This is a genomic window from Nonomuraea sp. NPDC049625 (genome assembly GCF_040675285.1).
GTDB classification, from domain to species: Bacteria; Actinomycetota; Actinomycetes; order Streptosporangiales; family Streptosporangiaceae; genus Nonomuraea; species Nonomuraea angiospora_A.
Genome location: NZ_JBFAOQ010000004.1, coordinates 709742 through 734812, shown reverse-complemented (window position 1 = coordinate 734812; position 25071 = coordinate 709742). Strand labels below are relative to the sequence as shown.

Genomic DNA, 25071 nt, shown 5'->3' with positions numbered 1-25071 from the left:
ATCCCTTTGCGGTCATTGGGGTTACGACTGTTACCTTATATGGGAAACGACTGTTACCCTTATCGAGGGGATACCCATGCCCGCGTGGTTGCTCGCCCTGGTCTTCACCATGTTCACCTTCGCCACCGACGACTACGTGATCGCGGGCGTGCTGCCCGAGGTCTCCGCCGATCTCGGGGTCAGCGTGGCGGCGGGCGGCCAGCTCGTCACCGCCTTCTCGCTGGCGTTCGCGCTGGGGGCGCCCGTGGCCTCCGTGGTGAGCGCCACCTGGTCGCGGCGGGGGCTGTTCACCTGGGCCCTGGCACTGTTCACCGCGGCGAACTGGGCGGCCGCGTTCACGACCTCCTACGCCGTCCTCATGGGGCTGCGCGTGCTGGCTGCGCTGGCCGCGGCTGCCGTCGTGCCCGCCGTGTACGCCCTCGCGACCTCGCTGGCCCCCGAAGAGCGCCGGGGACGTTACCTGGCTCTGGTGATGGGCGGGATGACCGGCTCGCTCATGCTCGGCGTTCCCGTCGGCACGTGGGTGGGCGGCGCGTTCGGCTGGCAGGCCACGTTCGGGCTCGGCGGGCTGCTGGGGCTCGTCGCGCTGGTCGCGATCAGGGCGACGCTGCCCGAGTCACCCCCGGCGGCCGCCATGCCGGTCAGGGAGCGGCTGGCGCCGCTGGCCCGGCCGCAGGTGCTGCTCGGCCTGCTCGGGGTCGTGGGGATCGTGCTGGGCAGCATGATGCTGATGACCTATCTCGCGCCGTTCCTGCGGGACCTGGCCGGGGCCGGGCCGGCGGAGCTGGGGTGGGTGTTCGCGCTGGCCGGGCTCGCCGGGCTGGCGGGCGGACAGCTCGGCGGGTGGGCCGCCGACCGGTGGGGCGCCGACCGGGCGCTGATCGTGGGCATCGCCGGGTTCACGGCGGTGATGGGCCTGTTCGCCGTCTGCTGGGCGCTGCGGCCGCTGCCGCTGCCCGCGCTCCTGCCGCTGCTGCTGGTGTGGGCGGCCGTGTCGTGGTGGATCCCGCCGCCCGCGCAGACCCGGCTGCTCGCCCTGGCCGGCCCGGCCGGGCCGCAGGCGCTGGCGCTCAACAGCAGCGCCGTCTACGTCGGGGTCTCGGGCGGTGGCGCGGTGGGCGGGCTCGTTCTGGAGAGCCACGGAAGTGGCCGGCTGCCCTTGGCCGCGGCCGCCGTCGAGCTGGCCGCCCTCGCGCTCTTCTGGGCGGCCGGCAGGGCACGCCCCCCGGCTACCGTCGAGGATCGCGCGGCGCCGCAGGGTGAGGCGGGCGGTTGATGATCGAGAACGGCTGCGTCGGGGCGGTGCGGGGATCATAATGACGGCGAGGAGTAGGCCTGGCGGAAGGCTGATCGCGGCATGCCGGAGATCACAGGTTTACGTGGGGGCGACCCCGCCGAGATCGGCGGATATCGGCTGACCGGCCGCCTGGGCTCCAGCGTGTACGCCGCACGCTCCCGCTCCGGGGAACCCGTGGCCGTCAGGCTGCTGCCGGCCGAGATGGAGCCCGAACCGTTCCTCCTCGCCATGGAGCGTCAGCAGGCCGTCTCCGCGGTCACCACCGCGCAGATCCTGGCCACCGGCATGCTGGGCGAGCAGGCGTACGTCGTCAGCGAGTACGTCGAAGGGCCCGCGCTCGAAGAGGCCGGAGGCTTCCTCGGCGAGGTGGGGCTCCACCGGCTCGCCGTCGGGACCATCACGGCGCTGGTCGCGATCCATCAGGCGGGGCTCGTGCACGGCGACATCCGGCCCGGCAACGTGCTGCTCGGCCCGGACGGGCCACGGGTGATCAACGCCGGGCTCGAGCAGGCGATGGCGGAGGCGGCCATCTCCACCCGCAAGGTCGCCGTGCCCGCGTACACCGCGCCCGAGCGACTGCGGGGCGCGGGGGCCGAGCCGCCCGCGGACGTGTTCTCCTGGGCGGCCACCATGGTGTTCGCCGCGACCGGGTCGGCTCCGTTCGACGGCGGCTCCATGGCCGCGACGGTCGATCGGATCGTCCGCGACGCGCCCACGCTGCCCGGCAACCTGGGTGAGCTGCACGGCCTCATCGTGGCGTGCCTGGACAAGGATCCGGCCGGGAGGCCCAGCGCCAGCGCGGTGCTGTTACGGCTGGTGGGCCAGACGGTGTTCCTGACCGGGCAGGCGGAGCCGCCCGCCCCGCAGCCACCGCCGCCCAACCGGCCGAGGCGTGGGGGAAGAGGACCGGCCGCGCTGGCGGCGGCGTTCGCGGCCGGGGCGCTGGTCTCAGGAGCCGGGGTGTACGTGCTGGTCGACGAACCGGCACCGGTCAGGCAGGCGGCCGCGACCACCGGTGCCACGCCGAGCACCACGCCCACGGTCACCTCCTCGCTGAACCGGGTGCCGGTGGAGAAGGTGGAGGCGAAGGCCGCCACGGACACCAAGCTCCCGGCGGTCGGCGCGACCCTGCACGAGAACCCCAAGGACCCCGTCAGGCTGACGGCCTACCTGGAGGTCGCCGGCAAGTTCACCAGCTACGTCAGGGACAGGTCGGGCGCCTTCAAGGCCGTCGGCCTGGCCGAGGAGCCGATGGTCTCGCCCGACGGCGACTGGGTCGCGCTCAACCCGTGGCTGAAGTTCCAGAACGCGGAGATGGACCAGGTGAAGTTCACCAGGCTGTCCACCGGCGAGAGCTTCACCGTCGCCACGGTCAAGAAGCCCTTGCGGACCATGATCCCGGCCTGGTCGCGCGACGGGCGCAGGCTGCTGCTCTCGGTCGTCGACGACGGCAAGCCGCAGCGGATCGTGGGCTTCGTGCTGGTCGACGTGGCCGCCAGGAAGGCCGTGCACGTCGAGACGGCCTTCACCGACAACGCCTCGCTCAACTTCACCTTCACCCCCGACGGCAGGATCGCCAAGGCCTACTTCGACGGCAAGACCAACGGGATCGACTTCTACAGCGACTCAGGTGAGGTGACCAGGTCGATGCACTGGGTGGGCCTGCCGCGTGACCGCGACTGGTACTCGCCGTCGGGCAAGCAGTTCGTCACCGTCTGCCCGGGCGGTCGCAAGGACCTGTGCGTCTGGAACGCCGCGACCGGCGTCAGGCTGAAAACGGTGCCCCGCGCCACCTCGGAGGGCAACCTGCTCGGCTGGTTCAGCGAGTCGCACCTGCTGGTGCAGGAGCCGGGCAAGAAGAAGGGCACGGCCCAGGTCAAGGTCATCGATCTGGTCGGTGACACCGTCCGCGTGCTCGCCGACGTGCTCCTGCTCAAAGCCTCCATGCAGTTCGCCGCCGCGCCGCGATGACGAGAACGCTGAGCGCCGGTGACCCCGCCCAGGTGGGCGGGTACCGCATCGTGGGCCGGCTCGGCGAGGGCGGCCAGGGGGTGGTCTACCTCGGTGAGGCGCCCGGCGGAAGACGGGTCGCGGTCAAGATGCTGGGGGCCGGGCTGGACGACCCCGACGCGCGGACGCGCTTCCAGCAGGAGATCGGGTACGCGCGCCGGGTCAAGGCGTTCTGCACCGCCCAGGTGCTGGCCAGCGGCGAGCTGAACGGCAGCCCGTACGTGGTGAGCGAGTTCGTCGACGGGCCCTCGCTGGCGGAGATGATCCGCGAACGCGGCGCGCTGCGCGGAGCGGAGCTGCGCAGGCTCGCCATCGGCACGCTGACCGCGCTGTCGGCCATCCACCAGGCGGGCGTGGTGCACAGGGACTTCAAGCCCGGCAACGTGCTGCTCAGCAGGGACGGGCCACGGGTGATCGACTTCGGCATCTCCAGGGCGCTGGAGGAGTCGGAGCTGGCGGGGGAGCACCTGGTGGGGACGCCGCCGTACATGGCTCCCGAGCAGTTCGGCGGGCGGGCGGCGGGGCCGGCGGCCGACATGTTCGCCTGGGCCTCGACCATGGTGGCCGCCGCGACGGGCACCCCGCCGTTCGGGGCGGGCCACGTGCCCGCGCTGATCAACCGGATCCTGTACGCCGAGCCCGACCTGGGCGGTCTCGACGAGGAGCTGCGGGACCTGGTGGCGCGGTGCCTGGTCAAGGCTCCGGAGGCCCGCCCCACCGCGGCTCGGGCGCTGCTCGGCCTGCTCGGCCACCACGTGCCGGAGCAGCGGCTCCTGGCCGAAGGGCAGCAGTCGGCGGCACCGCCTCCCGGCCGAGCGCCGGGCCGCCGGTGGTGGCTCGCCGCCGGGGCGGTGACCGCCGCCGTGGCCGTGACGGCGGCCGTGCTGCTCACCCGGTCCGCCCCGCCGCCGCCCGGCACGGGCACGCCCACGCTGATCGCCGCGCCCCTGCCCGCGCCGCGCGAGGGCCGGATGGGGCTCACCTCGACGGCGAAGGTGCAGATCCCCGACACCAAGATCACGCTGTATGAGAACCCGGCCGACCCGATCTGGGTCTCGTCGTACCACGACCAGCGCGACGGCAGCGGCTACCCGTCGTACGTGCGGGACCCGTCGAACGGGACCTTCGGCTACTTCGGGGGCTTCGAGGAGCCGATCGTCTCGCCCGGCGGCGGCTACGTGGCCTCGCTCTCGGCCACCCGCTTCCGCACGCCGGACTTCGAGTCCGTCCGGATACGCGACCGCGTCACCGGCCAGGACCGGCAGATCCGTACCGTCGACAAACCCGCCACGCTGTTCCGCCCGAACTGGTCGGCCGACGGGCGTCGGTGGCTGGCCACCGTCATCGAGGATCAGGAACAGGACCGCGTGGTGGGCTTCGCGGTCGTGGACGCTGTCGCGGGCACCGTCAAGGTCACCAAGGTCGCCGGCGGGAACGACGTCAGGTTCGGGTGGGGCGCGGACGGCAAGAGCGTGCTGTACGAGATGCCCGGCGGGGCCGTGCGGGTGCTGGATCTCGAAGGCAGGGCGTTGCGGACGTTCATGGGGGTGGGCGAGCTTTACGAAGGCGGCGTGGCCCGCACCACGCTCGGGTCAATCTTTTCCACTAAATGCCCCGATATTTCGGCAAATGTCTGCTTCTGGGATGCGGAGAGCGGCGCCAAAAAAGGCGTGGCCCGGCTGCCGAAGGGCGGCGCCTACCACGGGTGGCTCGACGACGCCCACTTCCTGGCCACCACGCCCGTCGGCAAGAACACCGACGTGGTCCTCGCGGATGCCACCGGCCGCACCGTGCGCAAGCTGGCCGCCGGGCCCAAGACCGAGATCGCCCGGGTGGTGCTCTGGTTCACCCGGAAGTGATCAGTCCCAGGCGGCCGGGTCGGCGGCGAGCTGGCGGACCCGCTCGGGCAACGCCCCGGAGGCGACCTGGTCGAGTGTGACCTCCTCCAGGATGGAACGCTCGGTGGCACGCAACGCGATCCACACCTGCTGCAACGACTCGGCGGGCCCCCGGTAGCCGACATGCTCGGGCCGCTCGCCGCGCACGTTGGCCAGCGGGCCGTCCACGGCCCTGATCACATCGGCCAGCGAGATGTCGGTGGCGGGCCTGGCCAGCACGTAGCCACCCTCGGGCCCACGCTGCCCGCGCACGAGCCCGGCACGCCGCATCTGCAACAGGATGTTCTCCAGGTATTTGGGCGGCATGTCCTGTTCCTTGGCGAGTTCGCCCACGGTAGTCGGCCCTGCACCGGCTGCGGCGAGTTCGGCGGCGGCACGGAGGGCGTAGTCGACACGAGCGGAAAGGCGCATGTTCTCGATTATCCCCCCTGGTGAACGCGGTTGGTGCGCTCGTGTCCTGGTTGGGAGGGTGCCGGGTGTGCCCTACCTGCGATCGGACAAGAGTATGCGTCTCGGTAGATCTCGCGGAGTCTCATGATTTCCAAGACCCCACACCGCGTTCTCGACCGGATTCGGAGTCTCCTCCTGCGTTGAGGCCAGCCGACCAGGCCGACGCTCTTCGGCGACGACTGAGGCGACCCGGGACCGAAGCCTTCGCGTACCTGCACCGAGATTCGAACTCGGGCCCTCCGCATTATGAGTGCGGCGCTCTCACCAACTGAGCTATGCAGGCAGCCCGACTATCCCAGAAAGGAAGAGGTGGCTTCCACTTCATTTCGCCGAGCTTGCGAGGCACCGGACTCAGGCACTGCCGTCCTCCGGGAGTCGCCTGGTCCAGGCGTTCGTGACCGCCGTCTCCTTCGGAGACTGGTTCGGGCGCGGCATCAGGCTCAACAGCGCGGACATCACGTAGTCCGCTTCTAGCGACCTGGTCCTATCACCGACCCTAGCTGCTACGCGGGCCTGCAGTATTTCGCGGCGCCGTCGTCGAATCCTCTGCCGTACGACAACTGGAAGCCTTCGTTGTAGCCGACCTTGTAGGCGTCATGGCCCACTTGCGGCCGAGGCAGGCACGGGTTGCAAGGGCAGTAGGTCCTGGCTCGTGCCTCGCCGCGCGTACCTGTCGGAACTGCCCTTGTCGTAGCCCTGTCACGGGTCGAGGCCGCGTTCCCGGCGACACCAGGCAGCCCGTCCGCGATCTTCCGGGCGGGCAGTTCCGCGGGCCATTGACCGACCGCCTGCCGCGCAACCGAGCATCCGAATCGCTGTCGGTGACGTCCTGGCAGTGAAAGAGCGGCGCGAGTGCGCCTGCCAGGGCCCGGCAGGCGGGCTTGCGCCGGCAGTCAGGGCCGATCCCGTAGGCGAGTGAGACCGGGTCCGTGGGCTTGTTGCCGCAGACACACCACATCGAGGAGGTCCATCATCGGTCGCGTTCAGCGACCTGGAACACGGTCAAGCCGAGCATCCTCCACATGGCCACCACGGTCGCCCGGTCGTCGATCACCCCGAACACCTCCTGGTCGGCGAAATGCTCCTGGTAGATCTCTCGTTTTACCGCCGTGTCGGGCCGGTTGTCCCGGTCGCGGCGCATCCACAACCCTTCGATGTCGCCGCCGACGTGCCGGGCGAGCCACCTCTCGGTCTGACGGCGGCACTGCTCCTTCCGGCCGGACACGTAGGCGATGCGGTGGCCGTCTCGGAGGAGGGCTTGGACTATCGCCACGACGGGAGGGTTCGGCTGGTCCTCGCCTACCCGGTTCCAGTCGTACGGGCCTCGGTCTCCTCGTAAGGCCACGGTGCCGTCGAGGTCCACGATCCACAGCTCTCCAGGGTGGCGGTCAAGGGTCATCGAACCTCACCAGGGGCGGCGATGAGGGACGGCAGCGGCGGGATCGTCGCGGCCAGCCATCCGCCGGGTTCGGCGGTGAAGTGCGGGGCCGCCTCGGACAGCCAGCGCGAGCGTAACGCCCTGCTCGTCATCTGGTTCCCCGTGTGGCGTTCGGTCCAGGTGACGTCCTGCTCTTCCGTGTGGCGGACGCACACCCGCCCTCGTTTCGCGCCGGCCGGGTAGTCGTTCCAGTTGATGCCGTGCTCGCTCCACAGCATCTCCTGCATGGTGCCGGTGGAGACGCCGTGGAGTCGCTTGTGGGAGAACTTCGCCTGCGCGGCCATGGTGATGCTGTTGCGAACGCAGTCCCGCTGCCGCCACAGGAAGTAGTTCGCGACCTCGACCGGGTCGGGGATGGTGAACACACGGGCGTCGAAGGTGGCGTAGGCGTCGTCATGGCGCACGCCGTAGGCGCGGTTGAACGCCACGGTCGCAGTCGACGCGGCGATGGATGCGATCTTTTGGACCACCCCGCCGAACCACGGCTGCGTTCCGTGCGATTCGAAGTCGGTCAACAGCACTGAGCATTCGTCCGACTGGGTGAACGCGAACGCCACCCCCGACATCTCGTTGCACAGCGCCTCGGCCACGGCGTTCATGCCGGCCATCACCGCCTCGTCGAACGGCTTGTCGGCGTCCCTCAAGAACGAGTGGAAGGCTCTCCCGTCCACCCTGACCAGGCAGTGGGTTCGTCTCGGCAGGATCGTCCTCGTGGCGGCCTCGTACGCCTTCATGCGGTCGCCGAGAGCGGTCTTGTCACTCACTTCCAGGCTCCTCTGTGGTGTCCAGAGTGGCGAGGGTATCGCGGGCCTGATCCACGGCCTGGGCACGATCCGAATGCACCCGATGGTGGGAGCGCTAAACTTCCAACAACCTTTTCGATAACAGCGGTTCTCATGAGACGGCGGAATTCAGCGTGGAGCGACGCCCTGGTGTGCCCAGACTGCTCAGGGAGATCAACGACCGGGCCGCGCTGGACCTGTTGCTCGCCACAGGCCCCATGACCCGTGGCCAGATCGGCGATCTGACCGGCCTGTCCAAGGTCACGGCCTCGCAGACGCTGGCCAGGCTGGAGGAGCGCGGCCTGGTCGAGGTGGTCGGCGCCCAGGCAGGCGGGCGGGGGCCCAACGCGGCGCTCTACTCGGTGATCCCCTCCAGCGCGTACGTGGCCGGTCTCGAGGTCGGGCCCGAGTTGATCTCCACCGCGGTGGCCGACATCCACGGCCACACGATCGCCGAGGTCACGGTCGACCCCGGCGGCCACGACGACCCCGTCTCGGTGGTCCACGGCGCGATCGTCAAGGCCTGCCGCAGCGCCAAGATCAGCCTCTCCAAGCTGCGCGGCGTCGTGATCGGCACCCCCGGCGTGGTCGATCCGCGCAGCGGCGACGTGCGCTTCTCGTTCGACCTGCCGGGCTGGCACGAGGGCATCCACGAGGCCCTGGCCGGCGACCTGCGGCGCGCGGTCACCATCGAGAACGACGTCAACCTCGCCGCCATCGCCGAGCGGGCCGACGGGGCGGCCAAGGGGCTCGACGACTTCGTCCTGCTGTGGTCCAGCCGTGGCCTGGGCCTGGCGATCATGCTCGGCGGCAAGCTGCACCGGGGCCGCTCCGGCAGCGCGGGCGAGATCGGCTACCTGCCGGTGCCCGGCGTGCCGCTCCCCGAGGACATCCGCACCGAGCCCGGGCGGCTGCCCTCGCTGGCCGGCGGCCTGCAGTCGCTGGTCAGCGCCGAGGCGGTGGCGGAGCTGGCCCAGACGTACGGGTTCGCGGCCGGCAGCGCGGGCGAGTGCGTCAAGGTCGCGATGGCGGCGGGCGCCCAGGGCGAGCCGCTGCTCGACGAGATCGCCAACCGGCTCGCCCTGGGCGTCGCCGCCGTGTGCGTGATCCTCGACCCCGGGCTGGTCGTGCTGGCCGGGGAGATCGGCCACGCCGGCGGACCCGCGCTCACGTCCCGGGTGGAGGAGGCCGTGGCCAGGATCTGCCCGGTGCGCCCCCAGGTCGTCACCACGAAGATCACCGACGCCAACCCGGTGCTGCGCGGCGCCGTGCTGGCCGCCCTCGACCAGGCCCGCGAGGAGCTGCTGGCACCTTAGACCGTGAGCGGCTCGACCGGGCCCGCGAGGAGTTGCCCGCGCTTCAGGCGGTGAGCGGCTCGACCGGGCCCGCGAGGAGTTGCCCGCGCTTCAGGCGGTGAGCGGCTCGACCGGGCCCGCGAGGAGCTAGGCCGTGAGCAGTTCGATCGCGGCCTGGGCGTTGGCCCGGGCGGCCCCGTACGTGGCGATGTAGGCGGCGCTGTCGGGGCGCCACACGGGCAGCCCCATCTCGATCACCGTCGCGTCCGGACGGGCCGCCACCAGCGCGGAGACCAGTTCCTGGCTCGCCTGGTGGCGGTGCGCGTCCTTGACCACCACGACCAGGGACCGGTTCACGGCCTTGGCCAGCAGGTCAGGGACGTCGGCGGCCGCGGGCTTGACCCGGACGATCTCCGCGTCCGGCAGCCACGGGCCGACGCCCCACGGCACGTCGCCCACGGCGATCGTCGGCGGGGTGTCCACCTCGATCACCAGGGGCTCGACCAGGGGCTCCGTCGCTCCGGTCAGCCGCACGGCGCGGCGCGCGGCGTGCAGGCCGACCACGTTCTGCTCGGCGGCGACGGGCGCGGGCGCCCCGAACCAGGCCCGAAGCGCCGCCACCCGCGCCGCCGCCTCCTCCAGCCGCGAGAGCGGCAGCCGCCCCGCGCGCACCGCGGAGACGATCTCCGCGATGATGGCCTGGACGTCGTCGTAGGTCGGCAGCGGCCCGAGGCACAGCAGGTCGGCCCCGGCCGCGAGCGTCAGCACCGCGCCGCCGGCCAGGCCCACGCTCCTGGTGATCGCCCGCATGTCGAGCGCGTCGGTGATGACCACGCCGTCGTAGCCGAGCTCGCCCCTGAGGAGCCCGGTGAGCGCGGCGCTGGACAGCGTGGCGGGCGTCTCGCCCGTCACCGCCGGCACCGCGACGTGCGCGGTCATCACCGACCTGGCCCCCGCGCCGACCGCCGCGCGGAACGGGGCCAGCTCCCGCTTCCGCAGCACGTCCAGGTCCACGTCCACGACGGGGATCGCCAGGTGGGAGTCCACCCGGGTGGCGCCGTGGCCGGGGAAGTGCTTGACGCAGGCGGCCACGTTCACCGACTGCAAGCCCTCCACGGCCGCCACCGTGTGCCTGGCGACCAGCTCCGGGTCGGGCCCGAAGGATCTGGTGCCGATCACCGGGTTGTCGGCCTCGGTGTTGACGTCGGCGCTGGGCGCCATGTCCAGGTTGATGCCGCAGGCGGCCAGCTCCGAGCCGATCGCGCGGTAGACCCGGCGGGTCAGCTCGACGTCGTCCACCGCGCCCAGCGCCGCGTTCCCCGGGTACGGGCTGCCGACGTGGTACGCCAGCCGCGTCACGTCGCCGCCCTCCTCGTCCAGCGAGATGACGGGCTCACCGGCGCCCCGCAGCGCGGACGTCAGGTCGCTCACCTGGCCGGGATCGGCCACGTTGAAGCCGAAGAGCGTGACGCCGCCCAGGCCCTGCTCCAGCTCGCGCAGCACCCATTCGGGCGCCACGGTGCCCTGGAAGGCGACGAGCAGCGTGCCGGCCGCGAGACGGCGCAGCCCCCGATCACTCTGACTCATAGCTCCTCATCGGATTTCAGGCCCAAAGATGGGCAGGGTCGAATAAGGCATTCGCCCTGCGGATGTCAGCCCTTCACGGCCCCGGCGACCAGGCCGGAGACCATGCGGCGTTGTACGAAAAGGAAGAAGATGACGACCGGGATGGTCATCATCGTGGAGCTGGCCATGATGGCGCCCCAGTCGGTGCCCTTCTGCCCGAAGAAGTACTGCAGGGCGACGGGCATCGTGTACTTGGTCGGGTCGTTGATCAGGTACAGCGCCATGATCAGCTCGTTCCACGCGGTGATGAACGAGAAGATGCTGGTCGCGACCAGACCCGGGGCCACCAGCGGGAAGAGCACCTTCCAGAAGGTGGTGAACCGGCTCGCGCCGTCGATCCAGGCCGCCTCCTCCAGCGACTTGGGCACGGCGGCCACGAACGTGCGCAGCATCCAGATCCCGAACGGCAGCGTCAGCGCGACCTGCGTCACGATCAGACCGAGCAACTGGTCATAGAGGCCCAGCCGCTTGACGCCGAGGAACAGCGGGATGAGCAGCGCCTCGGCCGGGATCATCTGCGCGACGAGCAGCAGGCTCAGGAACGCCGTGCGCCCCTTGAAGCGGAACCGGGCCACGGCGGTGGCCGACAGCAGCGCGAAGACCGCGCCGATCAGGACCGTCCCGAGCGCGACGATGGCGCTGTTGCGCATGTAGAGCCAGATCGAGTGCCCGGCCACGCCGTCGGTGAGCACCCGCGTGATGTGCTCGAAGGTGAAGTGCGTGGGGAACGGGATGAATTCGGTGGTGAAGATCTGGTCGTTCGCCTTGAAGCCGGTGGAGACCATCCAGTAGACGGGGAAGACGGCGACCAGGAAGACCAGCACGCCTGCCGCGTTGAGCGTGGCCTTGCCCAGGCGCCTGCGGGCCTGCGGGCTCTTCACAGCTCCTCCTGCTTGAACATCTGGCGGATGTAGGCCGCGGTGACGATGAGCAGGATCACGGTCAGGACCACCGCGATGGCCGCGCCCGATCCCATCTTCGGCGGGGCCTTGAACGCCTCGGTCACCGCGTACATCGACAGGTTGTAGGCCTCCCGGTTGGTGGTGCCGGCCAGCACGTACAGCTGGGAGAAGACCTTGAAGTCCCAGATGATCGAGAGCACGGTCAGCACCGCGAACACCGGCTTGAGCAGCGGGAAGGTGATCTTCCTGAACGTGCGCCAGGCGCCCGAGCCGTCCACCTTGGCCGCCTCGTACAGCTCGGCCGGGATGCCCTTGAGGCCGGCCAGCACCGAGACCGCGATGAACGGGAAGCCGGCCCAGACGACGCAGACGATCAGCGCCATGTAGATGGACCAGGCGTCGTTGAGCCACGGCTGACCGGTCCAGTCGGCCCGTCCGAACAGGGCCTTGGAGAGCCCGTCGGGCAGCAGGTTGAGCGCCCAGTTGACGATGCCGGCCTCGGCGTCGAAGAGCGAGCGCCAGATCATGCCCTGCGCCACCGGCGGGACCGCCCAGGCGAACATGATGCCGATGATGACGAACAGCGACATCTTCTTGCCGAGCCGGTGCAGCAGGACGCCGACGGCGGTGCCGAGGATCAGCGTGAGCGGCACCGCGATCACCGCGAACACCAGCGTGTTGCGCAGCGAGGACCAGAAGATGTCGTTCTCGAAGACCTTGGTGAAGTTCTCGAGCCCGACCCAGGTGGCCGGCTTCTTGCCCGAGATCTGGACGAGTCCCACCTTCTGGAAGGAGATGATCACCATCTGGATCAGCGGCCACAGCAGCAGCGCGCCGATGACCAGCAGCCCCGGGATCAGCAGGACGTAGGGGATCGACCAGGCGGGCAGCCCGCTGGCCCGCGGTGGCCGGTGTGAGCGGCGCCGCCCCGGGGCGGAGGCGCGGCCTCCGCCCCGGGGGGCGAGCGTTGACGTGTTCGTCACAGGACTCAGGAGGCGTTGAGGATGTCTTCGAGTTCCTTGTTGGCAGCGGCCAGCGCGTCATCCGCGCTCGCCTTGCCCTCGATGACCTTGCGGGCCGCGTTCTGCAGCACCGCCTTGGTCTCGTTGGCCTCCGTCCACTGCGGGTCGGCGGGGAAGGCCTTGGCCTTGGCGAAGGCGGCGGCGAACGGCGCCTGCGCGGGGTCGCTGGACAGCGCGGCGAGGGCCTCGGGGTAGACGGGGAGCAGGCCGCCGTCGGTGGCGTACTTGACGCCCCACTGCTTGTTGGAGGCCAGCTTCACGAACTCCTTGGCCGCGTCCTTCTCCTTCGCGGAGCCCCACACGGCGATGTCGTTGCCGCCGAGGAAGGACTGCGCCTCGCCGCCCGCCTTGGACGGGAGCGGGAAGAAGGCCAGCTTGTCACCCTTGAGCTTGCCCTTGCTGTCCTCCGCGATCCCCGGCAGGTCCCACGACGCGGTGAGGTACATGCCGACCTTGTTGTTGGCGAAGCGGGTGCGGATCTCGGTGGTGTTCTGGTTGAGCCGCGACTTGCTGGACAGGCCGTCGGTCACCAGGCCGGTGTACTGGGCGAAGCCCTCCTTGAAGCCGGGGTCGGTGAGCTTGCCGACCCACTTGTCGCCCTCCTTGGCGGCGTAGTCGCCGCCGGCGGTCCAGGCGAGGGCGCCGAGCAGGTGGTTGGCGTCGGAGCCGCCGTTGAAGGCGAAGCCGTCCACGTCCTTGCCCTTCTTGGCCTGGATCTTCTTGGCGGCCGCCACGAGCTCGTCCCAGGTCTTGGGGATCTCGATCTTGAGCTCCTTGAACCAGTCGGCGCGGTAGAGCACCGCCCGGCTGCCGCCGCCCCACGGCACGGCGTACGTCTCGCCGTCGATGGTCTCCAGCCCCATGAGGTTCTTGGGGATCTGGGCCTGGTCGCCGCCCGCCACGATGTCGGTGATCGGCTCCAGGGCCTCCTGGCTCTGCCACAGCGGCACCTGGTCGTTGCCGATCTCCGTCACGTCAGGGCCGGTGCCGCCGGCGGCCGCTGCCGTGAACTTGTCGTTGACCTGCGGCCAAGGGATCCACTCGACGTTCACCTTGGCGCCGGTCTCCTTCTCGAACTCGGCGACCAGCTCGTCGGTGTACTTCTGGGCGGCGGGGTTGGTGTCCCCGAGGCGCCAGAACGTCAGCGTCTTGCCGGCGTACTTGGGGCCGCTGCTGGCGGGTGCGGCGGCGCTTGGTGAGGACGAGGGGGTCTCGCTCGAGCCACAGGCGGCCAGACCCAGGGCCAGCGCGGCCGTGCTGACCGTAGCGGCTGTGATCTTCGCGATCCTCACAGGGTTCTCCCTTCCCGGGTGCCGGCCTACGGTCCGCACCAGGCTGATCGTCAAATGTCGAACAACGCTGCTAAACTAACAAGAAACTTTCTTAAAAGAAACGCCCGTTAGCCATTCGTGACGAGAGGGGTGCGGTAATGAGTCGAAGCCCGGGAGTCCCCCGGCTGCTGCGCAGGTTGAACGATCGCGCGGCACTCGAACTCCTCCTGATGGACGGCCCGCTCACCCGGGCCGAGCTGGGGGAAAGGACCGGGCTCTCCAAGGTAACCGCAGGTCAGCTGCTCGCTCGCCTGGAGGAGCGGGGGCTGGTCGAGGTCGCGGGGGAGCGCGCCGGGGGCAGGGGGCCGCACGCCGCCCTGTACGCCGTCGTTCCCTCCAGCGCGTACGTCGCCGGGCTCGAGGTCCTGCCCGACAGCCTCAAGGTCGCTGTGGCGGACATCACAGGCAGGGTGGTCGTGGAGATCACGCTCAACCCGTCCGACGGCCGCGACCCGGTCAAGGCGGTCCACGAGGCGGTGCAGCGCGCCTGCGACACGGCGAACGTCAGCCTGTCGCGGCTGCGCGCGTTCGTCATCGGCACCAGGGGCGTGGTCGACCCGATCACGGGTGACGTGCGCTGGTCGTACGACCTGCCGGACTGGCACGTCGGCGTGCTGGCCAGCCTGCGCGAGACGCTCGGCGCGTCCGTCACCATCGAGAACGACGTCAACCTGGTCGCGCTCGCCGAGCACAAGCACGGCGCGGCCGTCGGCCACGACGACTTCGTGGTGATCTGGGCCGGCGTCGGCCAGGGCCTCGGCGTCATGCTGGGCGGCAGGCTGCATCGGGGCATCAGCGGGGGAGCGGGCGAGATCGGCTGGCTGCCGGTCCCCGGCGAGCCGCTGCCGACCGACGTCTCGGAGCCGCAGTCGGGCTCGTTCCAGCGCCTGGTGGGCCACGACGCGCTGCGCGGCCTGGCAGACCGGCACGGCGTGACCGGCAGGACGGTGCCCGACCTGGTGCGCGGCGGCGACGAGGGCTACCTGGACGAGGTGGCGGGACGGCTGGCCGTGGGCGCGGCGGCGGTGACCGTCGTGCTCGATCCCGGGCTGATCGTGCTCAGCGGCGACATCGGCCGGGCGGGCGGCGCGCGGCTGGCCGCCAAGGTGCAGGAGGCGGTGGCCCGCGTCTGCCCCAGCCGGCCGGCCGTGGTCACGACCCAGGTCGCGGGCAACCCCGTGCTGCGCGGGGCGCTGGTGGCCGCTCTGGAGCAGGCCCGGGAGCAGGTCTTCTCCGATACTGTGTGAGAATTTCTGCTCATGTGGCTGTCCCCCAACGATGTCGTGCTCATCTCCGACCCCAGGGTGACCGCGCTTCCCGTGCGCGAGTGCGGCGAGCCGCTGGCCGACGTGCGCGGGCGGCTGCGGGTCGACACGCGGCTGGCCGACGACGAGGGCGCGTACGCGCATCTGCGCTCCGGCCTGCTCGACCGGCTGGAGCGGGCCGAGCGTTCGCTGCCCGACGGGTTCCACCTGCTGATCGTCGAGGGCTACCGGCCCATCGCCACCCAGCGGCGGATCTTCGAGACGTACCGGGCGGAACTCCACACCACATTCCCCGAAATTTCCCCCGACGAGTCATATATCGCGGCGAGTCGGTACGTGTCCCCGGTCGAGGTCGCCCCCCACACTGCCGGCGCCGCCGTGGACCTGACCCTGTGCGACCCCGACGGCGTCGAGTACGACATGGGCACCCAGGTCAACGACAACCCGGAGCAGAGCGACGGCGCCTGCTATACGGCCGCCCCCAATATCACCGCCGACGCGCGCGCCCACCGCAAGCTCCTCGCCGCCGCTCTGGAGCCCACCGGCCTGGTCAACTACCCCACCGAGTGGTGGCACTGGTCGTACGGCGACCGTTATTGGGCCATGTCCACGGGATTTGCCCACGCCCTCTACGGGCCTATCTGAGCAATCGTTTGCTCCAGGGGTTTTCCCCTGGGCGTGCGCCGGGCACAACCTTCAGTCGGAGGTTTGGACTCCCAGCGAGGTGTGGGTATGGTTCCGTTGATCGGGATCGAAGAGGAATACCTCGTAGTCGATCCCCGCACCCGCCACGTGGCTCCCCGAGCGGCCGATGTCCTGGCCGCGGCGACGGATGTGCTCGACGTGGTGCAAGAAATCACGCGTTTCCAGGTGGAGGCTCGCACGCCGCCCTCCGCCGACCTCAGCGAGCTCGGCTCGCAACTGCGTTCCGCGCGGCAGGAGGTGGCCTCCGCCGCCCGTTCGTGCGGACTGGCCGTCGTCGCGAGCGGCATCCCCGTGCTGGGGAACGTCATGCCGCCGCCGCTCGCCGACGACGATCGCTATCACCAAGGGAGGACGCTCTATCGCGCACTTCATGACGAGATCAGCATCTGCGCCCTGCACGTGCACGTGGACGTGCCCGACGAGGAGCACGCCGTCTACGTCGGCAACCACCTGCGTCCCTGGCTGCCCACGCTGATCGCGCTGGCCGCCAACTCGCCGTTCTTCGTGGGCCGCGACACCGGCTACGCGTCCTGGCGGGTGATCAGCTGGGGTCGCTGGCCGGTGTCCGGCGCGCCGCCGTACTTCCCGTCGTTCGGCGACTACGAGCTGGCGGTGCGGGCGCTCACGGACTCGGGCGTGCTGCTCGACGCCAAGACGGTCTACTGGGACGCCAGGCCGTCGTCCCGGCTGCCCACGGTCGAGATCAGGGTGGCCGACGTGCCGCTCGACGTGAGCGACAGTCTCACCCTGATCGGGCTCATCCGCGCGCTGGTGGTGACCGCGCTGGCCGCGGTGGAGCGGGGTGACCGTGGGCTGCCGATCCCGGCGGAGGTGCTGCGCGCCGCCTATTGGCGCGCGGCCCGCTACGGGCTGACGAGCGACAGCATGGACGTGCGGCACGGCGCCCTCGTGCCCGCGCCGGTGATGGCGGGCCGCCTCCTGGAGCACGTACGCCCGGCGCTGGCGGAGGCCGGCGACCTGACGTTCGTCCAGGAGGGGCTGGACCGGCTGCTGCGCAAGGGCTCGGGAGCCATGCGCCAGCGCCGGGTGCACGCCAGGGGCCACGACCTGGCCGACGTGGTGGACGACCTCATCGAGGCCACCGTCGCGTAGCGATACCGCCTAACGCAAGGCAAGCGCCACGGCCACACCCAGGCCGAACGCGACAACGACGCCGCGCAGGACCTTGGCCGACATGAGTTTGGCCAGACGCGTGCCCAGGAACCCGCCGACCAGGCTGGCCGGCGCGATCACCGCCACGGCCTGCCACTGCACGGGACCGAACAGGGAGAACGCCACGACCGACACCGTGCTGATCACCAGCGCGAGCGTGGCCCGCACGGCGTTCACCCGGTGCAGGTTGTCGTGCAGGAACATGCCGAGCACTGTCAGGAGCAGTACACCCATTCCACCGTTGAAGTAGGCGCCGTAACAGCCGCCCAGGAAGACCCCGGCGTACACCAGCTTGCTGGGCGGCCCGTCGGCCTCACCGCCGAAGAGCCTGCGCAGCCACGGCTGGGCCAGCAGCGCCAGGCTGGCGAAGGCCACCAGCCACGGCACCAGCGACTCGAACAGCCGGCCGGGCGTGAGCAGCAGCAACGCGCTGCCCACGCCCGCGCCCAGCACGGTCGTGATCGACAACGCCGCCGCCCGGCGCCGCTGGCCGCGCAGCTCGGCCCGGTAGCCGAGCACGCCGCCCAGGTAGCCGGGCCACAGCGCCACCGCGTTGGTCACGGACGCGGTCAGGCTCGGATAACCCAGCGCCAGCAGCGCGGGGAACGAGATGAGCGTCCCGCCGCCCGCCAGCGCGTTCACCACACCGGCCAGCAGACCGGCGCCCAGCATGAACAGGAGATCCGTCATCGGCCGACTGCGTAGCCCTGGGCGCCGCGCGGGTTGGCGGCGGCCTTGAGGAACTCGCCGTCACGGGCGACGGCGCTGAGCCTGCCGAGCGTCCACGAGCCCTGCACCTCGACCTCGTGCCCGCGCCGCCGCAGCTCCGCCGTCACGCCCGCGTCCACCCGGTCCTCGACGTGCAGCACGCCGGGACGGGAGCCGCGCGGGAAGAACGAGCTGGGGAAGTGCTCGGAGTGGAACATGGGGGCGTCGATGGCCTCCTGCAGGTTCAGCCCGCCGTGGACGACCGCGAGGAAGAAGTTCAGGCTCCACTGGTCCTGCTGGTCGCCGCCGGGAGTGCCGAACGCCAGCCACGGCCTGCCGTCCCTGAGCGCGAACGACGGCGTCAGCGTGGTGCGCGGACGCGTGCCGGGGCGCAGCGAGGCGGGCAGCCCGTCCTGCAGCCAGAACATCTGAGCCCTGGTGCCCAGGCAGAAGCCCAGCTCGGGGATGGTGGGGGAGCTCTGCAGCCAGCCGCCGCTGGGGGTGGCGGAGACCATGTTGCCGTACCGGTCCACGACGTCGAGGTGGCAGGTGTCACCCTTCACCGTGCCGTCACGGGCCACGGTCGGCTCGCCGACGCCCTGCGGGGAGCGCGCGCCGGAGATGCCGGGGGCGTCGCTCGCCGTGCCGGGCGCGGGGTAGTCGGGCAGCCTGGGCACGCGGCCGCCCGGGGCGCCGGGCCGCAGCTCGAAGCTGGCCTGCGCGCCTATGAGCTTGCGCCGCTCGGCGTTGTAGGCCTCGCTGAGCAGGTCGGACACGGGGACGTCGGTGTCGCCGTACCAGGCCTCGCGGTCGGCGAAGGCGAGCTTGGCGGCCTCCGTCACCGTGTGCACGTAGTCGGCGCCGAGGAACTCCATCCCGTCCAGGTCGAAGCCCTGCAGGAGCGCGAGCTGCTGCAGGAACACCGGCCCCTGCCCCCACGGCCGCGTCTTGTAGACGGTGTGGCCGCGGTAGTCGAAGGCGAGCGGCTCCTCGACCGAGGCCGACCACCGGGCCAGGTCGTCGCCGGTGAGCAGCCCGCCGTGCGCCTCGCCGCTGCTGTCCCGCCAGGCCGTCTTGGCGCAGAACTCGGCGATCGCCTCGGCCACGAACCCCTCGTACCAGGCGCGGCGGGCGGCGTCGAGCTGTCCTTCGCGGGTGCTCGACGCGGCCTCGGCCTCGGCGACCACCCGCCGGTAGGTGGCCGCCAGCACCGGGTTGGCCAGCTTCGACCCCGCCGCCGGGACCCGGCCGCCGGGCAGCCAGGTCGCCGCCGACGTCGGCCAGTCGTCGTTGAACAGTCCTTCGACCGACTCGATCGTGGCCGCGATGCGCTCCAGCACCGGCACCCCGTGCTCGGCGTAGTGGATCGCGGGGGCCAGCACGTCGGCCAGCGACCAGGTGCCCCAGCGCTCCAGCATGAGCATCCAGCCGCCGAACGCCCCCGGCACGGTGGCCGCCAGCAGCCCCGTGCCGGGCACGATGTCCAGGCCCAGCCCGGTGTAGCGCTCGATGGTGGCCGCGGCCGGCGCCACGCCCTGCCCGCACACCACGGACACCTTCTGCTCGTCCTCGCTCCACAGCAGGATCGGCACCTCGCCGCCGGGGCCGTTCAGGTGCGGCTCGGCGACCTGGAGCACGAACCCGGCGGCCACCGCCGCGTCGAAGGCGTTGCCGCCGCGTTCGAGCACGCCCATGCCGGTGGCCGAGGCCAGCCAGTGCGTGCTGGCGACCATGCCGAAGTCGCCCGTCAGCTCGGGCCTGGTGGTGAACAAGATCTCTCCTTCTAGTGATTGGCGGCCGCGTCGGGGACGTGGTCCGCCGTTACCAAGTGGCACGCGGCCGGATGGCCGTTCCCACGTGGGTCGGTCAAGGGCGGCTCCTCGGTACGGCAGGCGTCGTACGCCAGCGGGCACCGCGTGTGGAACCGGCACCCGGACGGCGGGTCGACCGGGCTGGGGACGTCCCCGCCGAGCACGATCCTGCGCCGCTCCCGCTGCCGGACCGGATCGGGCACCGGCGCCGCCGACAGCAGGGCCTGCGTGTACGGGTGCCGCGGCGCGGCGAAGATCTCGGCCGTCGGGCCGGACTCGACGATCTTGCCCAGGTACATGACGGCGATCCGGTCGGCGAGAAACTCCACCACCGACAGGTCGTGCGTGATGAACAGGCACGAGAACCCCATGTCCCGCTGCAGGTCCGTGATCAGGTTGAGCACCGACGCCTGCACCGACACGTCCAGCGCCGACACCGGCTCGTCCGCCACGACCAGCTTGGGCTCCAGGATCAGGGCCCTGGCCAGCCCGACCCGCTGCCGCTGCCCGCCGGACAGCTCGTGCGGGAACCGGGAACGCATCTCCTGCCGCAGCCCCACCTTCTCCAGCATGGCGGACACGCGTCCGGAGACCTCGCGCCGGTCGGCCACCTTGTGCCGCAGCAGCGGCTCGGCGACGATCTGCCCGATCGTGAAACGCGGGTTGAGCGAGGAGTAGGGGTCCTGGAAGACCATGTGGACGTCCCTGCGCAGCGGGCGCATGGCCCGGCGCGACAGATGGGTGATGTCGCGGCCGTCCAGCTCGATGGCCCCCGAGGTGGGCTCGGTCAGGCGCAGCACGCACTTGCCGACCGTGGACTTGCCGCTGCCCGACTCGCCGACCAGGCCGAGCACCTCGCCCTGGGCGAGCTCCAGCGACAGGCCGTCCACGGCGCGTACCTGGCCGTAGTGCTTGACCAGGTTGTCGATCCGCAGGATCACTGCTTGCCTCCCGGGTGGAAACAGGCCGCCAGATGGCCGTCCGCGTGCCGTTCGAGCGGGGGTCTGGCCGCGCGGCAGTCGTCCTGGGCGCGCGGGCAGCGGGCCTGGAACGCGCACTCGTCGGGATCCGACAGCGGCGAGGGCACCATGCCGGGGATCTCGGCCAGGCGGCCGTTGACCGCCGCGGACGGGAGCGCGTTCATCAGGCCCAGCGTGTACGGGTGCCGCGGGTTCGCGAACAACTCGGCCACCGGGGCCTGCTCGACGGCGCGGCCGGCGTACATGACCACGGCCCGGTCGGCGATGTCGGCCACCACGCCCAGGTCGTGCGTGATGAGGATGATCGCCGTGCCGAGCCGGTCGCGCAGGTCGCGGAAGACGTCCAGCACGCCCGCCTGGATCGTCACGTCGAGCGCCGTGGTGGGCTCGTCGGCGATCAGCACCCGGGGCGAGCAGGCCACCGCGATCGCGATCATCACGCGCTGGCGCATGCCGCCGGAGAGCTGGTGCGGGTACTCCTTCATGCGGCGCTGCGGCGCCGGGATGCCGACCAGCTCCAGCAGCTCGACGGCGCGGCTCCTGGCGGCCTGGCGCGAGAGGCGCTCGTGCCTGCGCAGCACCTCGATGATCTGGTAACCGACGCTGAACGACGGGTTCAGCGAGGTCATCGGCTCCTGGAAGACGACCGAGACGTCCTTGCCGCGTACGTGCCGCAGGTCCGCCTCGGGGAGCGTGGTGAGCTCGCGCCCGTCCAGCTTGACCGAGCCGGACAGCCGGGTCGTCTCGGGCGGCAGCAGCCTGGGCACCGACATCGCGGTGACCGACTTGCCGCAGCCGGACTCGCCGCACAGCGCCAGGATCTCGCCTTCGTCCAGCGTGAGCGAGATGTCCCTGACCGCCTGCACCAGGCCGTCCTCGGTGTCGAAGCCGACCCTCAGGTCGGTGATCTCCAGCAGGCTCATCGGCCGCTCCTCGGGTCCAGAACGTCCCGCAGCCCGTCGCCCAGCAGGTTGAAGCCGAGCGTGGCCAGCGCGATCATGATCCCGGGCCAGACGGCCAGCCAGGGGGCGTCGCTCAGATACTGCTGCGCGGTCGTCAGCATCACGCCCCACGAGGGCGTGGGCGGCTGCACGCCCAGCCCCAGGAACGACAGCGTGGCCTCGCCGATGATCGCCCCCGGGATCGCCACGGTGGCCTGCACGATGAGCGGGTTGAGGCAGTTCGGGAGCACGTAACGGAAGATGAGGTGCCCGTCGCCCGCGCCGTCGGCGACGGCCGCGGCCACGTAGTCCATCTCCCTGACCGCCAGCACCTCGCCACGGGTGATCCTGATGACGGCGGGCAGCTGCGAGAAGCCCAGCGCGAACACCACGCCCTTCAGCGAGGGCCCGATGATCGCCGCCAGGCCCACCGCGAACACCAGGAACGGGAACGCCAGCGTCACGTCCACCAGCCGCATCACGACCGGGTCGAGCCAGCGCCGGTAGAACCCGGCGACCAGGCCGATCGGGATGCCCACGACCATCGCCAGCAGCGTGGAGAGCACGCCGGCCTGCAACGACACCTGCGCGCCGTGCGCGATCCTGGCGAACGCGTCGCGGCCCAGGTCGTCGGTGCCCATCGGGTGTGCGCCCGACGGAGGCGCGAGCGTGGCCAGGTAGTCCTGCGTGGTGGGGTCGCCGGTCACCAGCGGCCCGATCAGCGCCAGCAGCACGAACGCGACCACCAGCACCAGCCCGGCCATCGGCATCGGGCGCCGCTTGAAACGCCGCCACAGCCTAGTCATTCGCGCTCCCTGACAGCCTGATCCGGGGGTTGAGGAACGCGTACACGATGTCGACCAGCAGGTTGACCAGCACGTAGCCGATGACCGTGATCAGCACGACGGCCTGGATGACGGGGTAGTTCCTGGTCAGCACCGCGTCCACGGTCAGCTTGCCGAACCCGGGGATCACGAAGATCTGCTCGGTCACCACCGCGCCGCTGATCAGCGCGCCGAGCTGGAGGCCGAGCACCGTGACCACGGTCGTCAGGCTGTTGCGCAACGCGTGCGCGCCCACGACCTTGACCTCGGACAGGCCCTTCGACCTGGCGGTCCGGACGTAGTCGGCCGAGAGCGCGCCGAGCATGGCCGAGCGGGTCTGCCGCATGAGGATGGCGGCGAAGCCGGTGCCGAGCACGAGGGCGGGCAGGATCATGCGCTGGAGGTTCTGGCCGGGGTCCTGGGTGAAGGGGACGTACCCGGAGGCGGGCAGGACCCGCCAGGTGACCGCGAACAGCAGGATGCCGAGCAGGCCGAGCCAGAAGTGCGGCACCGACAGCCCGGCCAGGCCGAACCCGGTGGCCAGGTAGTCGGCGAGCCGGCCGCGCCGGACGGCCGCGACGATGCCCGCGCCCACCCCGACGACGATCGCGACCAGCATGGCCAGGGCCGACAGCTCCAGCGTCACCGGCAGCCGCTCGGCGATGATGTCGATCACCGGGAGCTGGTCCTGCGTGGAGCGGCCGAGGTTGCCGGTCAGGGTCTGGCCGACGTAGTCGAGGTACTGGGCGGGCAGCGGCTTGTCCAGGCCGAACTCGTGCCGGATGGCCTCGATCACGGCGGGCGAGGCCTCCTCGCCCGCCATGACCGTGGCCGGGTCCCCGGGCAGCGCCCTGATCCCGAGGAAGATCAGGATGCTGGCCAGGAACAGCACGATCACGGCCGATCCGCAGCGCCGGAGGATGAACCAGAGCATTACGCGGTGAACCCGGCGGTGACGAAGCGCGGCAGGCCGTCCTTGAAGTACTGGACGCCGGCCACGTTCTTGCTCATGCCCAGGTAGTACTTGTTGTGGTACAGGTACAGGACGCCTCTCACCTCGGCGGCCTTCTTCAGGGCGCCCGCGTAGAGCTCGGCCCGCTTGACCGGGTCCGACTCGGCGGCGGCCTGCTTGATCGGGTCGTCGATGCCCGGGTCGGACATGCCGCTGTAGTTGTTGCTGCCGCGGCTGGTGATGAGGTTCGTGAGGTTGCCGTCCGGGTCGACGCGGCCCGACCAGCCGTTCAGCAGGACGTCGAACTTGCCGGACTTGCCCTGCTCGAGCGTGCTGACGAACTCGGCGGTCTGCACGTTCACGTTGAAGCCCGCCTCCTTGGTCATCTGCTGGATGACCTGCGCCAGGCGCACGTTGGTGGCGTCGTTCGGGCTGGTGAGCGTGACCGGGATCGGCGTCTGCACGCCGGACGCCTGCACCAGTTGCTTGGCCTTGGCCAGGTCGCGCGCCGGGCACTGCAGGTCCTTGGCGCGGTACGGGCTGTCCACCGGCACGGGGAAGCAGTCCACCTCGTGCAGGCCGTTGTAGACGGTCTTGTTGATCACGTCGCGGTCGAGGGCCAGCTCGAACGCCTCGCGCAGCTGCGGGCTCTTGGCCAGCGCCGTGTTCACCGTGCCGGGCTTCTCGGTGGAGCCGCCGGCGTTGCCGGTGTTGATCGTGATGCCGTAGTAGCCGAGGCCGCCGCCGGACACGACCTTGAGGTTGGGGTCGCTCTGCACGCCCTTGACCGTGGTGGTGGCGAGGTTGTCGCCCACCTGGACGTCGCCGGACTTCAGGTTCGCGGCCCGTACGTTCGGGTCCACGATGATTTTGTATACGAGCTTGTCGAGCTTGACCTTGGCCGCGTCGTAGTAGTCGGAGGCCTTCTCCAGCACGATCTGGCTGCCGGACGTGCGGCTCGCGAACTTGAACGGCCCGACGCAGACCGGGCTCGCCCCGAAGTTGTCGTTGCCCGCGTCCAGGGCCTTGGGCGACATGATCATGCCGGCGCGGTCGGCGAGCTGCGCGGTCAGCGGCGTGAACGCCTGCGTCAGCGTGAGCTTGACCGTCGTGGGGTCGACCACGGTCACCTTGGACACCGCCGCCAGGTCGGCCTGGCGCGCGGACTTCTCCCAGGTGCGGTGCCGGTCCAGCGACTTCTTGACCGCCTCGGCGTCGAACGCCGTGCCGTCGTTGAACTTCACGCCCTCGCGCAGCTTGATCGTCACCTCCTTGCCGTCGCCGGAGACCTCGGGCAAGGCACTGGCCAGCTGCGGGACCAGGCTCGACTGCGCGTCGATGTCGAAGAGCTTCTCGCACATGTTCGCGAACACCTCGCGACCCACCAGCGTGGTCGAGATGCTCGGGTCGAGCGCGTCGGGGTCGGCGCTGAGCGCCACGTTGAGCGTGCCGCCCGCCTTGACCGGCCGGTTGTCGGCCGAGGCGTCGGCTATGGAGGGAGGGGCTGCGGGGGTGCCGCTCGATCCGCCTCCGCCGCAAGCTGTCAGGGCAAGGGGGAGAACGGCGAGCGCCGCGACGAGCCTGGGGGACGGTCTCATGGGGCCTCCGTTGAAAGGTTTAGGAGACTGTATACAAGACCTCACATTTCACTGGTGTTTCCT

22 protein-coding genes and 1 tRNA gene are annotated in these 25071 nt (G+C 70.8%); 7 read left to right on the top strand and 16 right to left on the bottom strand.

Annotated features, from left to right (window positions below; all coding sequences use genetic code 11):
* Window positions 1–76: 76 nt before the first annotated feature.
* From AB0J87_RS21715 to AB0J87_RS21705, 3 genes are all read left to right on the top strand, one after another.
* The gene (locus AB0J87_RS21715; RefSeq protein ID WP_355201669.1) at window positions 77–1276 is read left to right on the top strand and encodes an MFS transporter; all 1200 of its coding nucleotides are present in this window, start codon (window positions 77–79) and stop codon (window positions 1274–1276) included.
* An 81-nt stretch (window positions 1277–1357) separates the two neighbouring features.
* Window positions 1358–3268 (top strand): protein kinase, encoded by a 1911-nt coding sequence (locus tag AB0J87_RS21710; protein ID WP_363967624.1) that lies wholly within the window; start codon window positions 1358–1360, stop codon window positions 3266–3268.
* A complete protein-coding gene (locus AB0J87_RS21705) occupies window positions 3265–5166 on the top strand; it encodes a serine/threonine-protein kinase (RefSeq protein WP_363967622.1) in 1902 nt (633 codons plus the stop codon). Before AB0J87_RS21710 ends, AB0J87_RS21705 begins: the two co-directional genes overlap by 4 nt.
* Here the strand turns inward: AB0J87_RS21705 and AB0J87_RS21700 are convergent, their stop codons facing one another.
* The 5 genes from AB0J87_RS21700 to AB0J87_RS21680 all read right to left on the bottom strand — a co-directional run bounded on the left by AB0J87_RS21700 (window position 5167) and on the right by AB0J87_RS21680 (window position 7857).
* Entirely contained in the window at window positions 5167–5616 is a 450-nt protein-coding gene (locus tag AB0J87_RS21700; RefSeq protein ID WP_185071836.1) for an Rrf2 family transcriptional regulator, read from the bottom strand.
* 248 nt (window positions 5617–5864) lie between these two features.
* A tRNA-Met gene (locus AB0J87_RS21695) sits at window positions 5865–5938 on the bottom strand.
* A 213-nt stretch (window positions 5939–6151) separates the two neighbouring features.
* A complete protein-coding gene (locus AB0J87_RS21690) occupies window positions 6152–6613 on the bottom strand; it encodes a DUF6011 domain-containing protein (RefSeq protein WP_363967620.1) in 462 nt (153 codons plus the stop codon).
* A gap of 12 nt (window positions 6614–6625) precedes the next feature.
* A complete protein-coding gene (locus AB0J87_RS21685; protein WP_363967618.1) occupies window positions 6626–7054 on the bottom strand; it encodes a hypothetical protein in 429 nt (142 codons plus the stop codon).
* Window positions 7051–7857, bottom strand: a complete 807-nt coding sequence (locus tag AB0J87_RS21680) for a tRNA(His) guanylyltransferase Thg1 family protein (RefSeq protein ID WP_363967616.1) — start codon at window positions 7855–7857, stop codon at window positions 7051–7053. The genes AB0J87_RS21685 and AB0J87_RS21680 overlap by 4 nt, the downstream gene beginning before the upstream one ends.
* Window positions 7858–8009: 152 nt before the next feature.
* Here AB0J87_RS21680 and AB0J87_RS21675 point away from each other — a divergent pair, with 152 nt between their 5' ends.
* On the top strand, window positions 8010–9191 hold the full coding sequence (locus tag AB0J87_RS21675; protein ID WP_350724758.1) for an ROK family transcriptional regulator: 1182 nt from the start codon (window positions 8010–8012) through the stop codon (window positions 9189–9191).
* A 126-nt stretch (window positions 9192–9317) separates the two neighbouring features.
* Here the strand turns inward: AB0J87_RS21675 and AB0J87_RS21670 are convergent, their stop codons facing one another.
* The 4 genes from AB0J87_RS21670 to AB0J87_RS21655 form a co-directional block, all read right to left on the bottom strand.
* On the bottom strand, window positions 9318–10757 hold the full coding sequence (locus tag AB0J87_RS21670; protein ID WP_363967614.1) for a glycoside hydrolase family 3 protein: 1440 nt from the start codon (window positions 10755–10757) through the stop codon (window positions 9318–9320).
* Window positions 10758–10822: 65 nt separating this feature from the next.
* Window positions 10823–11677 (bottom strand): carbohydrate ABC transporter permease, encoded by an 855-nt coding sequence (locus AB0J87_RS21665; protein ID WP_363967612.1) that lies wholly within the window; start codon window positions 11675–11677, stop codon window positions 10823–10825.
* On the bottom strand, window positions 11674–12681 hold the full coding sequence (locus AB0J87_RS21660) for a sugar ABC transporter permease (RefSeq protein WP_363967610.1): 1008 nt from the start codon (window positions 12679–12681) through the stop codon (window positions 11674–11676). The genes AB0J87_RS21665 and AB0J87_RS21660 overlap by 4 nt, the downstream gene beginning before the upstream one ends.
* A 5-nt stretch (window positions 12682–12686) precedes the next feature.
* Window positions 12687–14012, bottom strand: coding sequence for an extracellular solute-binding protein (locus tag AB0J87_RS21655; RefSeq protein WP_363967608.1), 1326 nt, complete (start codon window positions 14010–14012; stop codon window positions 12687–12689).
* A 137-nt stretch (window positions 14013–14149) separates the two neighbouring features.
* Here AB0J87_RS21655 and AB0J87_RS21650 point away from each other — a divergent pair, with 137 nt between their 5' ends.
* The 3 genes from AB0J87_RS21650 to AB0J87_RS21640 all read left to right on the top strand — a co-directional run bounded on the left by AB0J87_RS21650 (window position 14150) and on the right by AB0J87_RS21640 (window position 17134).
* Window positions 14150–15298, top strand: a complete 1149-nt coding sequence (locus AB0J87_RS21650) for an ROK family transcriptional regulator (RefSeq protein ID WP_363967606.1) — start codon at window positions 14150–14152, stop codon at window positions 15296–15298.
* A 12-nt stretch (window positions 15299–15310) separates the two neighbouring features.
* Window positions 15311–15961 (top strand): M15 family metallopeptidase, encoded by a 651-nt coding sequence (locus AB0J87_RS21645; protein ID WP_355201684.1) that lies wholly within the window; start codon window positions 15311–15313, stop codon window positions 15959–15961.
* Window positions 15962–16048: 87 nt separating this feature from the next.
* Window positions 16049–17134 carry a glutamate--cysteine ligase gene (locus tag AB0J87_RS21640; RefSeq protein WP_363967604.1) on the top strand — a complete coding sequence of 362 codons (1086 nt, stop codon included), beginning with the start codon at window positions 16049–16051 and terminating at the stop codon, window positions 17132–17134.
* 9 nt (window positions 17135–17143) lie between these two features.
* On the opposite strand, the gene AB0J87_RS21635 is transcribed toward AB0J87_RS21640, so the two are convergent.
* The 7 genes from AB0J87_RS21635 to AB0J87_RS21605 are packed head-to-tail and all read right to left on the bottom strand — an operon-like array spanning window position 17144 to window position 25008.
* The gene (locus AB0J87_RS21635; protein ID WP_350724773.1) at window positions 17144–17884 is read right to left on the bottom strand and encodes a sulfite exporter TauE/SafE family protein; all 741 of its coding nucleotides are present in this window, start codon (window positions 17882–17884) and stop codon (window positions 17144–17146) included.
* Window positions 17881–19674, bottom strand: coding sequence for a gamma-glutamyltransferase family protein (locus AB0J87_RS21630; RefSeq protein ID WP_363967602.1), 1794 nt, complete (start codon window positions 19672–19674; stop codon window positions 17881–17883). The genes AB0J87_RS21635 and AB0J87_RS21630 overlap by 4 nt, the downstream gene beginning before the upstream one ends.
* A gap of 11 nt (window positions 19675–19685) precedes the next feature.
* The gene (locus AB0J87_RS21625; protein WP_363967600.1) at window positions 19686–20654 is read right to left on the bottom strand and encodes an oligopeptide/dipeptide ABC transporter ATP-binding protein; all 969 of its coding nucleotides are present in this window, start codon (window positions 20652–20654) and stop codon (window positions 19686–19688) included.
* Window positions 20651–21616: an ABC transporter ATP-binding protein gene (locus AB0J87_RS21620; protein ID WP_363967598.1), complete on the bottom strand. Its 966-nt coding sequence runs from the start codon at window positions 21614–21616 to the stop codon at window positions 20651–20653. The genes AB0J87_RS21625 and AB0J87_RS21620 overlap by 4 nt, the downstream gene beginning before the upstream one ends.
* Window positions 21613–22440, bottom strand: coding sequence for an ABC transporter permease (locus AB0J87_RS21615; protein ID WP_363967596.1), 828 nt, complete (start codon window positions 22438–22440; stop codon window positions 21613–21615). The genes AB0J87_RS21620 and AB0J87_RS21615 overlap by 4 nt, the downstream gene beginning before the upstream one ends.
* The gene (locus AB0J87_RS21610; protein WP_363967594.1) at window positions 22433–23392 is read right to left on the bottom strand and encodes an ABC transporter permease; all 960 of its coding nucleotides are present in this window, start codon (window positions 23390–23392) and stop codon (window positions 22433–22435) included. Before AB0J87_RS21610 ends, AB0J87_RS21615 begins: the two co-directional genes overlap by 8 nt.
* Window positions 23392–25008, bottom strand: coding sequence for an ABC transporter substrate-binding protein (locus AB0J87_RS21605; RefSeq protein WP_363967592.1), 1617 nt, complete (start codon window positions 25006–25008; stop codon window positions 23392–23394). The genes AB0J87_RS21610 and AB0J87_RS21605 overlap by 1 nt, the downstream gene beginning before the upstream one ends.
* Window positions 25009–25071: the final 63 nt, after the last annotated feature.

Excerpts from the sequence above, each read along its gene's own strand:
- AB0J87_RS21605 (WP_363967592.1), bottom strand. The coding sequence starts at position 25,008 with ATGAGACCGTCCCCCAGGCTCGTCGCGGCGCTCGCCGTTCTCCCCCTT.
- AB0J87_RS21635 (WP_350724773.1), bottom strand. The coding sequence starts at position 17,884 with ATGACGGATCTCCTGTTCATGCTGGGCGCCGGTCTGCTGGCCGGTGTG.
- AB0J87_RS21615 (WP_363967596.1), bottom strand. The coding sequence starts at position 22,440 with ATGACTAGGCTGTGGCGGCGTTTCAAGCGGCGCCCGATGCCGATGGCC.
- AB0J87_RS21690 (WP_363967620.1), bottom strand. The coding sequence starts at position 6,613 with ATGTGGTGTGTCTGCGGCAACAAGCCCACGGACCCGGTCTCACTCGCC.
- AB0J87_RS21685 (WP_363967618.1), bottom strand. The coding sequence starts at position 7,054 with ATGACCCTTGACCGCCACCCTGGAGAGCTGTGGATCGTGGACCTCGAC.
- AB0J87_RS21650 (WP_363967606.1), top strand. The coding sequence starts at position 14,150 with ATGAGTCGAAGCCCGGGAGTCCCCCGGCTGCTGCGCAGGTTGAACGAT.
- AB0J87_RS21620 (WP_363967598.1), bottom strand. The coding sequence starts at position 21,616 with ATGAGCCTGCTGGAGATCACCGACCTGAGGGTCGGCTTCGACACCGAG.
- AB0J87_RS21640 (WP_363967604.1), top strand. The coding sequence starts at position 16,049 with ATGGTTCCGTTGATCGGGATCGAAGAGGAATACCTCGTAGTCGATCCC.
- AB0J87_RS21710 (WP_363967624.1), top strand. The coding sequence starts at position 1,358 with ATGCCGGAGATCACAGGTTTACGTGGGGGCGACCCCGCCGAGATCGGC.
- AB0J87_RS21705 (WP_363967622.1), top strand. The coding sequence starts at position 3,265 with ATGACGAGAACGCTGAGCGCCGGTGACCCCGCCCAGGTGGGCGGGTAC.
- AB0J87_RS21645 (WP_355201684.1), top strand. The coding sequence starts at position 15,311 with ATGTGGCTGTCCCCCAACGATGTCGTGCTCATCTCCGACCCCAGGGTG.
- AB0J87_RS21715 (WP_355201669.1), top strand. The coding sequence starts at position 77 with ATGCCCGCGTGGTTGCTCGCCCTGGTCTTCACCATGTTCACCTTCGCC.
- AB0J87_RS21610 (WP_363967594.1), bottom strand. The coding sequence starts at position 23,392 with ATGCTCTGGTTCATCCTCCGGCGCTGCGGATCGGCCGTGATCGTGCTG.
- AB0J87_RS21700 (WP_185071836.1), bottom strand. The coding sequence starts at position 5,616 with ATGCGCCTTTCCGCTCGTGTCGACTACGCCCTCCGTGCCGCCGCCGAA.
- AB0J87_RS21670 (WP_363967614.1), bottom strand. The coding sequence starts at position 10,757 with ATGAGTCAGAGTGATCGGGGGCTGCGCCGTCTCGCGGCCGGCACGCTG.